Source organism: Vulcaniibacterium gelatinicum (assembly GCF_008033445.1).
Lineage (GTDB): Bacteria > Pseudomonadota > Gammaproteobacteria > Xanthomonadales > Xanthomonadaceae > Vulcaniibacterium_B > Vulcaniibacterium_B gelatinicum.
Window position 1 is genome coordinate 78,487 of record NZ_VNKO01000003.1, and the last position, 11,903, is coordinate 90,389.

Annotated in this window: 12 protein-coding genes and 1 tRNA gene; 5 read left to right on the forward strand and 8 right to left on the reverse strand. The window is 73.8% G+C overall.

The annotated features are described in order from the left end of the window. Window positions 1-29 precede the first annotated feature (29 nt). From ychF to FPV26_RS02900, 8 genes are all read right to left on the reverse strand, one after another. Window positions 30-1,121 carry a redox-regulated ATPase YchF gene (ychF, locus tag FPV26_RS02865; protein ID WP_147652202.1) on the reverse strand — a complete coding sequence of 364 codons (1,092 nt, stop codon included), beginning with the start codon at window positions 1,119-1,121 and terminating at the stop codon, window positions 30-32. 17 nt (window positions 1,122-1,138) lie between these two features. Then, window positions 1,139-1,717 carry an aminoacyl-tRNA hydrolase gene (gene pth, locus FPV26_RS02870; protein WP_147652203.1) on the reverse strand — a complete coding sequence of 193 codons (579 nt, stop codon included), beginning with the start codon at window positions 1,715-1,717 and terminating at the stop codon, window positions 1,139-1,141. Window positions 1,718-1,863: 146 nt separating this feature from the next. Continuing rightward, window positions 1,864-2,517, reverse strand: coding sequence for a 50S ribosomal protein L25/general stress protein Ctc (locus FPV26_RS02875; protein WP_147652204.1), 654 nt, complete (start codon window positions 2,515-2,517; stop codon window positions 1,864-1,866). 84 nt (window positions 2,518-2,601) lie between these two features. Continuing rightward, window positions 2,602-3,561 (reverse strand): ribose-phosphate diphosphokinase, encoded by a 960-nt coding sequence (locus tag FPV26_RS02880; RefSeq protein ID WP_147652205.1) that lies wholly within the window; start codon window positions 3,559-3,561, stop codon window positions 2,602-2,604. Window positions 3,562-3,622: 61 nt separating this feature from the next. After that, a tRNA-Gln gene (locus tag FPV26_RS02885) sits at window positions 3,623-3,699 on the reverse strand. A gap of 40 nt (window positions 3,700-3,739) precedes the next feature. Beyond that, a complete protein-coding gene (ispE, locus tag FPV26_RS02890; protein ID WP_147652206.1) occupies window positions 3,740-4,609 on the reverse strand; it encodes a 4-(cytidine 5'-diphospho)-2-C-methyl-D-erythritol kinase in 870 nt (289 codons plus the stop codon). Beyond that, window positions 4,606-5,226 (reverse strand): lipoprotein insertase outer membrane protein LolB, encoded by a 621-nt coding sequence (lolB, locus tag FPV26_RS02895; protein WP_147652207.1) that lies wholly within the window; start codon window positions 5,224-5,226, stop codon window positions 4,606-4,608. The genes ispE and lolB overlap by 4 nt, the downstream gene beginning before the upstream one ends. Next, window positions 5,223-6,881 carry a tetratricopeptide repeat protein gene (locus tag FPV26_RS02900; RefSeq protein ID WP_246109192.1) on the reverse strand — a complete coding sequence of 553 codons (1,659 nt, stop codon included), beginning with the start codon at window positions 6,879-6,881 and terminating at the stop codon, window positions 5,223-5,225. Before FPV26_RS02900 ends, lolB begins: the two co-directional genes overlap by 4 nt. 120 nt (window positions 6,882-7,001) lie before the next feature. On the opposite strand from FPV26_RS02900, the gene hemA reads away from it, so the two are divergent. The 5 genes from hemA to FPV26_RS02925 all read left to right on the forward strand — a co-directional run bounded on the left by hemA (window position 7,002) and on the right by FPV26_RS02925 (window position 11,882). Beyond that, the gene (hemA, locus tag FPV26_RS02905) at window positions 7,002-8,285 is read left to right on the forward strand and encodes a glutamyl-tRNA reductase (RefSeq protein WP_147652209.1); all 1,284 of its coding nucleotides are present in this window, start codon (window positions 7,002-7,004) and stop codon (window positions 8,283-8,285) included. 88 nt (window positions 8,286-8,373) lie between these two features. Beyond that, the gene (gene prfA / locus FPV26_RS02910) at window positions 8,374-9,465 is read left to right on the forward strand and encodes a peptide chain release factor 1 (RefSeq protein WP_147652210.1); all 1,092 of its coding nucleotides are present in this window, start codon (window positions 8,374-8,376) and stop codon (window positions 9,463-9,465) included. A 52-nt stretch (window positions 9,466-9,517) separates the two neighbouring features. Next, the gene (locus tag FPV26_RS02915; protein WP_147652211.1) at window positions 9,518-10,090 is read left to right on the forward strand and encodes an RNA polymerase sigma factor; all 573 of its coding nucleotides are present in this window, start codon (window positions 9,518-9,520) and stop codon (window positions 10,088-10,090) included. After that, window positions 10,083-10,631, forward strand: coding sequence for a hypothetical protein (locus FPV26_RS02920; RefSeq protein ID WP_147652212.1), 549 nt, complete (start codon window positions 10,083-10,085; stop codon window positions 10,629-10,631). Before FPV26_RS02915 ends, FPV26_RS02920 begins: the two co-directional genes overlap by 8 nt. A 114-nt stretch (window positions 10,632-10,745) precedes the next feature. Further along, window positions 10,746-11,882 carry a PDZ domain-containing protein gene (locus FPV26_RS02925; protein ID WP_181952541.1) on the forward strand — a complete coding sequence of 379 codons (1,137 nt, stop codon included), beginning with the start codon at window positions 10,746-10,748 and terminating at the stop codon, window positions 11,880-11,882. The last annotated feature ends 21 nt before the right edge of the window (window positions 11,883-11,903 follow it).

The window sequence follows — 11,903 nt, forward strand, 5'->3', positions numbered from 1 at the left end:
TCGCTTGGCCGGTGCGGGATGTCAACGCATCAGACGTTGAAGCGGAAATGCAGGACGTCGCCCTCCTGCACCCTGTAGTCCCGGCCCTCCAGGCGCAGGCGCCCGGCGTCGCGGGCGCCGGCCTCGCCGCCGTAGCGGATGAAGTCCTCGTAGGCGATGGTCTCGGCGCGGATGAAGCCCTTCTCGAAGTCGGAGTGGATCACCCCCGCCGCCTGCGGGGCGGTGGCGCCGGCCTTGACCGTCCAGGCGCGCACCTCCTTCGGGCCGGCGGTGAAGTAGGTCTGCAGGCCGAGCAGGCGGTAGGCGGCGCGGATCACCCGGTTCAGGCCGGGCTCGTCCAGGCCCAGGTCGGCCAGGAAGGCGTCGCGGTCGGCGTCGTCGAGCTGGCTGAGCTCTTCCTCGATCGCGGCGCAGACCGGGACCACCTCGGCGCCCTCCCCCGCGGCCCGGGCGCGCACGGCGTCCAGGTACGGGTTGTCGCGGAAGCCGTCCTCGAGCACGTTGGCCACGTACATCACCGGCTTGAGGGTGAGCAGGAACAGGTCGCGGACCTGGGCCCGCTCGTCCTCGGACAAACCCAGGGCCCGGGCCGGCCGGCCCTCGTTCAGGCCGGCGGCGAGGCGGGTCAGGGCCTCCTTGCGGGCCACGGCCTCCTTGTCCCCGGTCTTGGCGGCGCGCTCGGCCTTGGCCAGGGCCTTCTCCACCGTCTCCAGGTCGGCCAGGGCCAGCTCGGTGTCAATGGTCTCGATGTCGGAGATCGGGTCCACCCGGCCGGCGACATGGACGATGTCGGGGTGCTCGAAGCAGCGCACGACGTGGGCGATCGCGTCCACCTCGCGGATGTGGGCCAGGAACTTGTTGCCCAGGCCCTCGCCCTGGGCCGCGCCGGCGACCAGGCCGGCGATGTCCACGAACTCGACCGCGGTGGGGATCACCTTCTGCGGCTTGACGATCCCGGCCAGCGCGTTCAGGCGCGGGTCCGGCACCGGGACCACGCCGACGTTCGGCTCGATCGTGCAGAAGGGGAAGTTGGCGGCGGCGATGCCGGCCTTGGTCAAGGCGTTGAACAGGGTCGACTTGCCGACGTTGGGCAGGCCGACGATGCCGCATTTGATGCCCATGGGGACGGGAACTCCGGTTATTTCGGGGTGTGCAGGCGCTTCATCGCCTCGTTGAAGTCGCCCGCGACCGCCAGCGGCAGGACCGCGAGGGCGTCGTCGATGGCGCGCAGGATGGCGGCCTCGTCGTCGCGCCCGGGCCGGCCGAGCACCCAGGGGGTGACTTTGTCCTTGTGCCCGGGATGGCCGATGCCGATCCGCAGGCGGTGGAACCGGCCATGGCCGAGCAGGCGCATGGTGTCGCGCAGGCCGTTCTGGCCGCCGTGGCCGCCGTCGAACTTGAGCCGGGCGGTGCCGGGCGGCAGGTCGAGGTCGTCGTGGACCAGCAGGGCCTGCTCCGGCTCGATCTTCCAGTAGCGCAGGGCGGCCAGCACCGCCTTGCCCGAGAGGTTCATGAACGTGGCCGGCTTGAGCAGCCAGACCGGCTGTCCGGCCACCTCGGCCTTGGCGGTCTCGCCGAACAGCCTGGCCTCCAGGCCGAAGCGCGCCCCCGCCTGCGCGGCGAGCGCGTCCACGAACCAGAACCCGGCGTTGTGCCGGGTGCGGGCGTGTTCCGGGCCCGGGTTGCCCAGGCCGACGATGAGGCGCAATCCGGTCATGCCGACTCGATCAGCGGCCGTCCGCTCCGTCCGCCCGGTTCATGCCGCGGCGCGGGGAGCGGACGAACCCGGCCGCCGGCGAAACCGAAGCCCGCCGGCGGGGTGGGCGACGCGATGCGGCGGCCGCGGGCGGCCGCCGCGCGCGATCACTTCTCTTCCTTCTTGACCTTGGCCGCCGGCACTTCGGCCGGCTCCGGCGCGGCGGTCTCCTCGACCTCCTCGCGGCCATGCTTGGCCACGACCACGGCCACGTCGTGCTCCTTGCCGAGCCGGAGCTCGGGGATCTCGACGCCGGCCGGCAGCTTGAGGTCGGACAGGTGGACGATGTCGCCGACCTTCAGCCCGGCCAGGTCCACCTCGATGAACTCCGGCAGGTCCTTCGGCAGGCAGCTGATCTCGATCTCGTTGAGTTCGTGGGTCACCACCACGCCCGCGGTCTTGCCGGCCGGCGACTTCTCCTGGTTGAGGAAGTGCAGCGGCACCTTCACGCGCAGGGTCTGGTTCTCGTCCACGCGCTGGAAGTCCAGGTGCATGATCAGCTGCTTGTACGGGTGGCGCTGCATGTCGCGCAGCAGCACCTTCTGCACCTGGCCGTCCACCTCGAGGTCGAGGATCGAGGAGTAGAACCACTCGTTCTGGCTGGCCAGCCAGACCTTGTCGTGGTCGAGCTGCAGCGGCTGCGGGGCGGCGCTGCCGCCGTAGAGGATGGCCGGGATCTGCGCCGTGCGGCGGAGGCGGCGGCTCGCACCCTTCCCCCCGACCTCGCGGCGCGTGGCCGTGATCTTGTGTTCGGTAGCCATGTTGCGTTCTCTCTTGCTTGCGTTGCATTGGGCCGCCTCGCGGCGGCAGGGCGACTCCCCCGCGACCAGGGGAGCCGGAAAACCTCAGTCCACGTACAGCGAACTCACCGATTCGCCGAAGGCGATGCGGCGGATGGTCTCGGCCAGCAGCTCGGCGACGCTGAGCTGGCGGATCCGGCTGCAGGCCCTGGCCGCCTCGCTGAGCGGGATGGTGTCGGTGACCACCAGCTCGTCGAGCTGCGACTTGCTGATGTTGCTGATCGCCGGGCCCGACAGCACCGGGTGGGTGCAGTAGGCCACCACCCGGGTGGCGCCGTTGTCCTTGAGCGCGGCGGCGGCGGCGCACAGGGTGCCGGCGGTGTCCACGATGTCGTCCACCAGCACGCAGGTCTTGCCGGCGACGTCGCCGATGATGTTCATCACCGTGGCGACGTTGGCGCGCGGGCGGCGCTTGTCGATGATCGCCAGGTCCGCGTCGTCCAGGCGCTTGGCGATCGCGCGTGCGCGCACCACGCCGCCGACGTCGGGCGAGACCACGATCAGGTTGTCGGTGCCCTGCGCGCGCCAGATGTCGGCCAGCAGCAGCGGCGAGGCGTAGACGTTGTCCACGGGCATGTCGAAGAAGCCCTGGATCTGGTCGGCGTGCAGGTCCACGGTCAGGACCCGGTCGGCGCCGACCGCGCCGAACATCTTGGCCGCGACCTTGGCCGTGATCGGCACCCGCGAGGAGCGCGGGCGGCGGTCCTGGCGGGCGTAGCCGAAGTACGGCACCACCGCGGTGACGCTGGCGGCCGAGGCGCGCTTGAGCGCGTCGATCAGCACCAGCAGCTCCATGAAGTTCTCGGCGGTGGGCGCGCAGGTCGGCTGGACGACGAACACCTCCTGCCGGCGCACGTTCTCCTCGATCTCGACCTGCACCTCGCCGTCGGAGAAGCGACCGACCAGGGCCTTGCCCGGGCGCACGCCCAGCTCGCGGCAGACCGCCTCGGCCAGCGGGCGGTTGGCGTTGCCGGTGAAGACAAGCAGGTTGCGGTCGTCTTGCATCGTCTTCTCGCTGCGCTCTGACCGTGGCGGTGGGGGGGTGGGGAACCGGGGACCGGGCGACTGGCAGGGGCGGTAGGATTCGAACCTACGAATGCCGGGATCAAAACCCGGTGCCTTGGACCGCTTGGCGACGCCCCTGTTTCGTTCCGGGAGCCGGCGATGCGGCCCGGCACCGGCGTCAGCCGGCCCGCAGCCCCTGCCGTTCGGCCGCCGCCAGCAGCGGCGAACGCGCCGCGCCCGCCGCGACCCAGGCGCGCAGGCCGGCCGGCAGCCGCGCAAGCGCGGCCTCGGCGGCCTCGCGGCTGGCGAATTCGACGAACACGCCGCTGCCCGTGCCGGTCAACCGTGGCGTGCCGACCTGCGCCAGCGCGGCGAACACGGCCTCGACGGCCGGCTCGCGGCGGCGCAGCACCGGCTCGAACGCGTTGCCGTGCACCGTTCCCGAAAGGAAGTCGGCTATTGTCGCGGGGGGCGAATCGCGCGTCAATTCAGGCGCTTGGAACAGCGCCGCGGTCGGCACGTGGACGCCGGGGTCGGCGAGCAGGTACCAGGCGGGCGGCAGCGGGACCGGGGTCAGCCGCTCGCCCACCCCTTCGGCCCAGGCGTTCTCGCCGCGGACGAACACCGGCACGTCGGCGCCCAGGCGCAGGCCGAGCGCGGCCAGGCGCTCGCGACCCAAGTGCCGCCCCCACAGCGCGTCCAGCGCCACCAGCGTGGTCGCGGCATCGGACGAGCCGCCGCCGAACCCGCCGCCGGCCGGAATGCGTTTTTCGATGACGATCTCCGCCCCTTGGGTGACGTTGGCTTCCTGTTGGAGCAGTTTGGCGGCACGAACCACGAGGTCGTCGGCTTCCGCCACGCCCGGCGCGCCCTCCCCGATGCGCCGGATCCGGCCGTCCTCGCGCAGGCGGATGCGCAGGGTGTCGCCCCAGTCGAGCAACCGGAACACGGTCTGCAGGGTGTGGTAGCCGTCGGCGCGGCGGCCGGTGACGTGCAGGAACAGGTTGAGCTTGGCCGGGGCCGGCCAGACGGTCCAGGCCCCGCTCATGGCCGCCAGGCATCCACGATCAGGCGCACCCGGGCCTCGCCGCGGCGGGCCTCGATCCGGGCGGGCAGCTCGGGGGCGCCGGCCACGGCCTGCCAGCCGTCGTACTCGATGGTCCAACCGCCCTGCTCCAGCCGCGCCAGGCGGCCGTCCCGGCCGAACGCCAGGGAGGGCGGGCCGAGCCGGTCCGCCGCGGCCGGGGCGCCGCGCACCCAGGCGCCGAGCGCGGTCACCGGGATCTCCCAGCGGGTGGCCTCGCGCAGCAGGGCCACCGGGTCGGGGCCGGAACGGGGGCCGCCGTCGAAGCCTTCCAGGGTCGCGCCGGAGGCGTCGCCGTGCAGACGCCAGCTCTGGCGGGTGACGGGGGCGCTGAGCTCGAGCACGTAGCGCTCGCCTTCCTGCCACCAGTCCAGGCGCCCGCTGCCGCCGTCGCGGCCGTTGGAGAGGGCGACGCGGCCGGACAGGCCCCAGGCCGTGTGCTGCGCCAGCGCCCGCTCACGCGCGGCCTGGTGTGCGGCGGGCGGGACGGCCAGCGGCGGCAGCCCGGGCCGTTCGGGGCGGGCCGCGCAGGCGGACAGCAGCAGCGCGGCCAGCGCGCCGACGAGGCGGACACGCGTCATGGGCGGAATTTTTCCAGCGCCCGCTTGAGCGCGCGGTTGTCGGGGTCGAGCTTGCGCGCTTCCTCGAACCAGGTGCGCGCCTCGTCCTGCCGGCCCAGCACCCACAGCACCTCGGCGATGTGCGCGGCGATCTCGGCGTCCTTCTGCATCGAGTACGCGCGGCGCAGCTGCACCAGCGCCTCCTGGTGCCGACCGAGGCGGTACAGCACCCAGCCGTGGCTATCGATGATCGCGGCGTTGTCGGGCTCGGCGGCGCGGGCGCGGTCGATCAGCTCCAGCGCCTCGGCGTAGCGGTCGGTGCGGTCGGCGAGGGTGTAGCCGAGCGCGTTGAGGGCGCTGACGTTGTCCGGCTCGATCGCCAGGATCCGGCGCAGGTCGGCCTCGGCGCGCGGGATGTCGTCGCGGCGCTCCCAGGCCAGGGCGCGCGAGTACAACAGCGCCGGGTCGTCGGGGAACGCGGCCAGGCCGCGGGCGAAGGCGTCCATCTCGGCCTCCGGCGCGCGGTCCTTCTGCCGCAGCTCGGCCTCGAGCAGGTAGGCGTCGCGGCGCGCGTCCTCCTCGGCCGCGGCGTCGGCCTGCAGCTTGCCGAGTTCGGCATAGGCCTCGTCCCTGCGCCCGAGTTCGTGCAGCACGTTCGCCCCGCGCAGGCGCGCGGCCGAACGCAAGGGGCCGCCCGGCACGCTGCGATACCACTCCAGCGCCTCGGCATGCCGGTCCAGGAACTCCGCCACCTGTCCCAGCAGCAGCCGGCGCTCGGGATCGGGGCGTGCGGAGTCGGCGCGCAGCTCGTCGTAGAGCGCGGTCAGCCCGGCCTCGTCCTCGGCTTCCGCCAGCAGCGAGGCGCGCAGGCGGTAGCTGCGTTCGTCCTGCGGGCCGCGCGCCATCACCCGCGCGGCCTCGGCGTACTCGCCGAGCGCGCCGTATTCGGCGGCGAGCGCCCAGCGCAGGTCGTCGAGCAGCAGCGCCTGGTCGCCGATCGCGGCCAGCGCGCGCCGCGCCCCCTCCCGGTCGCCGGCCTCGCGCAGCTGGCTGGCGCGCAGCAGGGCCACCCGGGGCTCGCCCGGAAAACGCTCGACCACGATGTCCACGATGCGCGCCGCCAGTTCGGGGCGTTGCAGGCGCTGGGCGAGGCCGCCGAAGGCGAGCCAGGCCTGGAGCCGGTCCGGGATCGCATCCGCCTCGACCAGCGCTTCCAGCACCTGCGCGACCAGTTGCGGATCCTTGCCGCCGCTGCCGAGGGCGACCAGGGCATGGCGCCAGCCGATGTCGTCGCCGCTGCGCAGCAGGGCCTGGAGCTGGCGGCGCGCGGTGCGGGCGTCGCCGCGGCGCAGGGCCAGGGTGGCCTCGACGCCGCCCATGCCCGGCGAACGCGCCGCGCGCTTGCGCCACAACGCGAGCCCCTGCTCGGCGAGGTCGTCGCGGTTGGCGAGCAGGGCGATGCGGGTGGCGCGCTCGGCCAGGCCGGCGTCGTCCACCGCGCGCGCGGCCTGCAGGTACCAGTGCGCGGCCTGTTCGAGCTGGCCGGCCTGGAGCGCGAACTCGCCGGCCATCAGCGGCGTCAGCGGTTCCTGCGGGCGGGTCGCCGCAGCCGCGGCGGCTGGCCAGGCCAGCGCGCAGGCGAGCAACGGCGCCAGCCACGCTTTCGCGGCCGGCATGCGACGCGGCGGGGTCGGGGCGCGCTGCGTGGCAGGCATCGTTCAAGTCCGGGGGAAGGCGGGCCGGTAGAATGACGGCCCTCGGCAGCCAGCTTAGCGCAAGCGCCTGAACGCGGTTCCATGAGCCTGTACGCCATCGGCCTCAACCACCAGACCGCGCCGGTCGGGCTGCGCGAACGCGTGGCGTTCTCGGCCGAGGCGCTGCCGGCGGCGCTGTGCGAGCTGCGCGCGCTGCCTTCGGTGCAGGAGGTCGCGCTGCTGTCCACCTGCAACCGCACCGAGCTGTACGCGCTCGGCGACGACGGCCAGGCGCTGTGCGACTGGCTCGCCGAACACGCCGGCACCGGGCCGGCGCACGACCTGCACGCCTACCTCTACCGGCACCAGGATCTGGACGCCGTCCGGCATCTGTTCCGGGTCGCCACCGGGCTGGATTCGCTGGTGCTCGGCGAGCCGCAGATCCTGGGCCAGGTGAAGGAGGCCTGGGCCACCGCGCGCGCCGCCGGCACGCTCGGGCCGCAGCTCGACCGCCTGTTCCAGCAGGCCTTCGCCACCGCCAAGCGCGCCCGCACCGACACCCGGATCGGCGCCAGCCCGGTGTCGGTGGCCTCGGTCGCGGTGCGGCTGGCGCAGGAATCGTTCGCGCGGCTGGAGGAATCCACCGTGCTGCTGGTCGGCGCCGGCGAGACCATCGAACTGGCCGCGCGCCATCTCAGCGACGGCAAGGTGCAGCGGCTGCTGGTCGCCAACCGCACCCTGGCCCATGCCCAGGAACTGGCCAGCCGCCACGGCGGCGTGGCCCTGCCGTTGACCGAACTCGAGCGCCACCTGGCCGAGGCCGACATCGTGCTCTCGGCCACCGCCAGCCGCACGCCGATCATCGGCCGCGCCCAGGTCGCGGCCGCGCTCGCCCAGCGCCGGCACCGGCACAACTACAGGCCGATCCTGCTGCTCGACCTGGCGGTGCCACGCGACATCGAGCCGGCGGTGGCGGAACTGCCCGACGTGTTCCTGTACACCGTGGACGACCTCGAGCGCGCGCTCGAGGACAACCGCCGCAGCCGGCGCGAGGCCGCGCGCGAGGCCGAGGCGATCGTCGAGCTGCACGCCGCGCGCTTCGTCGAACACAGCCTGGCCGCCGCCCGCCACGAGCCGCTCAAGCGCCTGCGTGCGCACGGCGAACGCGCCCGCGCCCAGGCGCTGGCGAAGGCGCGCGCGCAGCTCGCCAGCGGGCGGCCGCCGGAGGAAGTGCTGGAACTGCTCGCGCACACGCTCACCAACCGCCTGCTGCACGCGCCCACCGCGGCGCTGCGCGAAGCCGCGCTGACCGGCGATGCCGAGCTGGCGCGCGCGGCGGAGCGGATGTTCCCGCCGGACGCGGAAGGCGACGATCCCGCCGGCTAGTGCCGCGCGCGCTTTGACGCCGGCCCTGCCGGCCGGCAAGGTGCGCAGCCGCCTTGCCTTCCCCTCCCCGCCGAGCTCCGCTCCGCCGATGACCCCGTCCCTGCGCCGCAAGCTGGAAGCGCTCGCCGAGCGCCGCGAAGAACTCGAGCGCCTGCTCGCCGATCCCGCGGCGGCCAGCGACCCCGAGCGCTTCCGCGCGCTCTCGCGCGAGTTCGCCCAGCTCGAGCCGGTGGCGCGCGCGCTCGCCGCCGAGGCGCAGGCGCGGCGCGACCTGGCCGCCGCCGAGGCGATGCGCGACGACCCCGAGCTGCGCGAACTGGCCGAGGAGGAAATCGCCGCCGCGAGCGCGCGCCTGGCGGCACTGGAGACCGAACTGCTCGCGCACCTGGTGCCGAAGGACCCGCGCGACGAGGGCAACCTGTACCTGGAGGTGCGCGCCGGCACCGGCGGCGACGAGGCCGCGCTGTTCGCCGGCGACCTGTTCCGGATGTACGCGCGCTACGCCGAGCGCCAGGGCTGGAAGGTGGAGGTCGAATCGGCCAGCCCCGGCGAGCACGGCGGCTACAAGGAGATCGTGGCCCGGATCGAGGGCCGCGGCGCGTACTCGAAGCTGAAGTTCGAATCCGGCACCCATCGCGTGCAGCGCGTGCCCGAGACCGAGTCGCAGGGCCGCATCCACACCTCGGCGGCGACGGTGGCGATCATCGCCGAGGATCCCAGCGACGTCGCGGTCGAGCTCAACCCGGCCGACCTGCGCATCGACACCTACCGCTCCTCCGGCGCCGGCGGCCAGCACGTCAACAAGACCGAGTCGGCGATCCGCATCACCCACCTGCCGACCGGGATCGTGGTCGAGTCGCAGAGCGAGCGCTCGCAGCACGCCAACCGCGACAAGGCGATGAAGCGCCTGAAGGCGGTGCTGGTGGAGGCCGAACTGGCCCGGCGCGAGGCCGCGCAGGCGCAAGAGCGCAGGCTGCAGGTGGGCAGCGGCGACCGCAGCCAGCGGATCCGCACCTACAACTTCCCGCAGGGCCGGATCACCGACCACCGGGTGGAGGGCCTGACCCTGTACGACCTGCCGAACGTGCTCGACGGCCACCTCGAACCGCTGATCGAGCGCCTGCAGCGCGAGCACCAGGCCGACGCCCTGGCGCAGCTGGCCGGGGCCCAGGCGGCCTGACCCGCCGACCGGCTGCGACGGTTCCGGCCCCCGCCGCATCCACACTGACGACATGGCCGCCGCCTCGAGCTTCGCGATCGACGTGCCCGAGAGCCTGCTCGCCCGCGCGCGCGCCGGCGAGCGGGCGGCGTTCGAGCAGTTGTACCGCTGGTTCGAGCGGCCGGTGTTCACCCTCGCCCTGCGCATGTGCGGCGACCGCGAGGACGCCGCCGAGGTGCTGCAGGAAACGATGCTCAAGGTGTACGCGCAACTTGCCAGCTTCCGCGGCCGCGACGGCAGCCCGTTCTGGGGCTGGGTGCGGCAGATCGCGGTCAACGAGGCACTGATGCGGCTGCGGCGCGACCGCCGCCTGGCACAGGAAGTGGCGGCCGAGGCGGCCGCCGAATCCGAGGACCACGCCCCGCCGCCACCGGCCGCCGCCGATGCCGCGCTGCTGCAGCGCGCGCTGGCCGCGCTGCCGGCCGCGACCCGCAGCGTGCTCTGGCTGTACCACGCCGAGGGCTACACCCACGAGGAGATCGCGGCGCTGATGCAACGCACGCCCAGTTTTTCCAAGTCGCAGCTCGCGCGCGGCACCCGCCGCCTGCGCGCGCTGCTCGAGATCGCGGAGCCCACCCATGCCTGACGACATCCGCTCCATCCCCGCCCCGGGGAGCTGGGCCGAGGCCTTCGCCGCCCTGCCGCCGGAACGCCCCGACACCGACCTGTGGCCCGCGCTGGCCGCGCGGCTCGATGCCCGCCGCGGCCCGCGCTGGCCGACCTGGCTGGCGATCGCCGCCACGCTCGTGCTCGCGGTCGCGCTGCCGATGCGCCTGCTCGAACGCGCGCCCGCGGAGCCGGCGACGGACACCGCCGCGACGTCCGCGCCGGCCTCGGAACTGGACCGCTACTACGCCGAATCGGCGCGCCTGGAGACCCTGCTCGCCGCGACCCGCGACGAGCGCGTGGCCAGCGCCACCGGCATGGCGCTCGCCGGCGAACTCGATGCCGAGTTGGCGACGATCGACGCCGCGCTGCGCGATCCCGCCCTGGAAGAGGCGCAGCGGCTGGCGCTGTGGCGGCAGCGCGTGGACACGCTGCGCACGCTGGTCAGTTTCGAAGGCACCCAGCGCTGGCTCGCCGCGCAGGGCGAGCGCTACGACGCCGCGCTGGTGAGCGTGGATTGAGGCAACGCTGATGCAGTCAGCGTTGCCGCGCGTGCCATGGATGTCGCGCTGCGACGCTTTTGCCGTCCCCCGCATCCGGATGCAGTGGACGTACCCGTTTCCGATGAGGTGACCATGCCGCTTTCCCCTTCCCACCGCCTGGCCCGCGCGCTCGCGCTCGGCCTGCTGTTCAGCGGCGCCGCCGCCGCGCAGCAACCCACACCCAAGGCACGCGAGGCCGACAAGGCCGCCGAACTCGAGGCCGCGCGCGCCGAACTGCAGCGCGCCGCGCGCCGCGTCGCCGAACTGTCGCGCGAGCTCGGCGAGCAGAACACGCACGTGTTCGCCGATCGCCACGAACTGCGTCGCCCGGTGATCGGCGTGCTGCTCGCGCCCGACGACGAAGCCGGCGTGCGCATCGCCGGCGTCACCCCCGGCAGCCCGGCGGCCAAGGCCGGCCTGCGCGCCGGCGACCGCCTGCTGCGCATCGGCGGCACGCAGATCCTCGGCAGCAGCGGCGAGCTGCGGCTGGAGAACGCGCGCAAGCTGTTGCGCGCGCGGGACACCAGGACGCCGGTGCGGATCGAATACGCGCGCAGCGGCCGCACCGCCACGGTCAGCGTCACCCCGACGCTGGAGAACCGGCTGGTGGTCTGGAGCGGCGACGCACCGATGGCGCTGGCCGAAGGCCATCCGCTGCCGCCGGGCGTGGCCCCGCACATCCGGCACGAGGTGATGCGGCTGGGCGACTGCAAGGGCGAGGACTGCAAGGTCGTGGCGCTGAGCGAGGCGCTGCGCTGGCACGGCCTCAACCTGGCCTCGGTGGACGCGCGCCTGGGGCGTTATTTCGGCACCAGCGAGGGTGTGCTGGTGCTCAGCACCGGCGAGGGACTGCGCGGGCTGGAGCCGGGCGACGTGCTGCGCAAGGTTGACGGCAAGCCGGTGCGCACCCCGCGCGAGGCGATGGCCGCGCTGCACGCCAAACCCGCCGGCAGCAAGGTCACGGTCGAGTACCTGCGCGACCGCAAGGCCGCGACCGTGCAGGTGACGGTGCCGAAGGCCAGGCCGCTGCCGGTTCCGCCTGCGCCGCCGAAACCGCCCGCGCCGCCGGCTGCGCCCAAGGCGGCACCGCCGCCGCCCCCGCCTCCGCCGCCGGCCACATCCTTCGAGTACGAGATCGCCGGTGACGGCGGGCAGGTGCTGATCGCTTGGGCGGCGCCGCAGACGGTCGAGTTCGAACGGGTCGAAGTGCGCACCGACACCAACGACTGAACACTGCTGCGAGCCACCGCG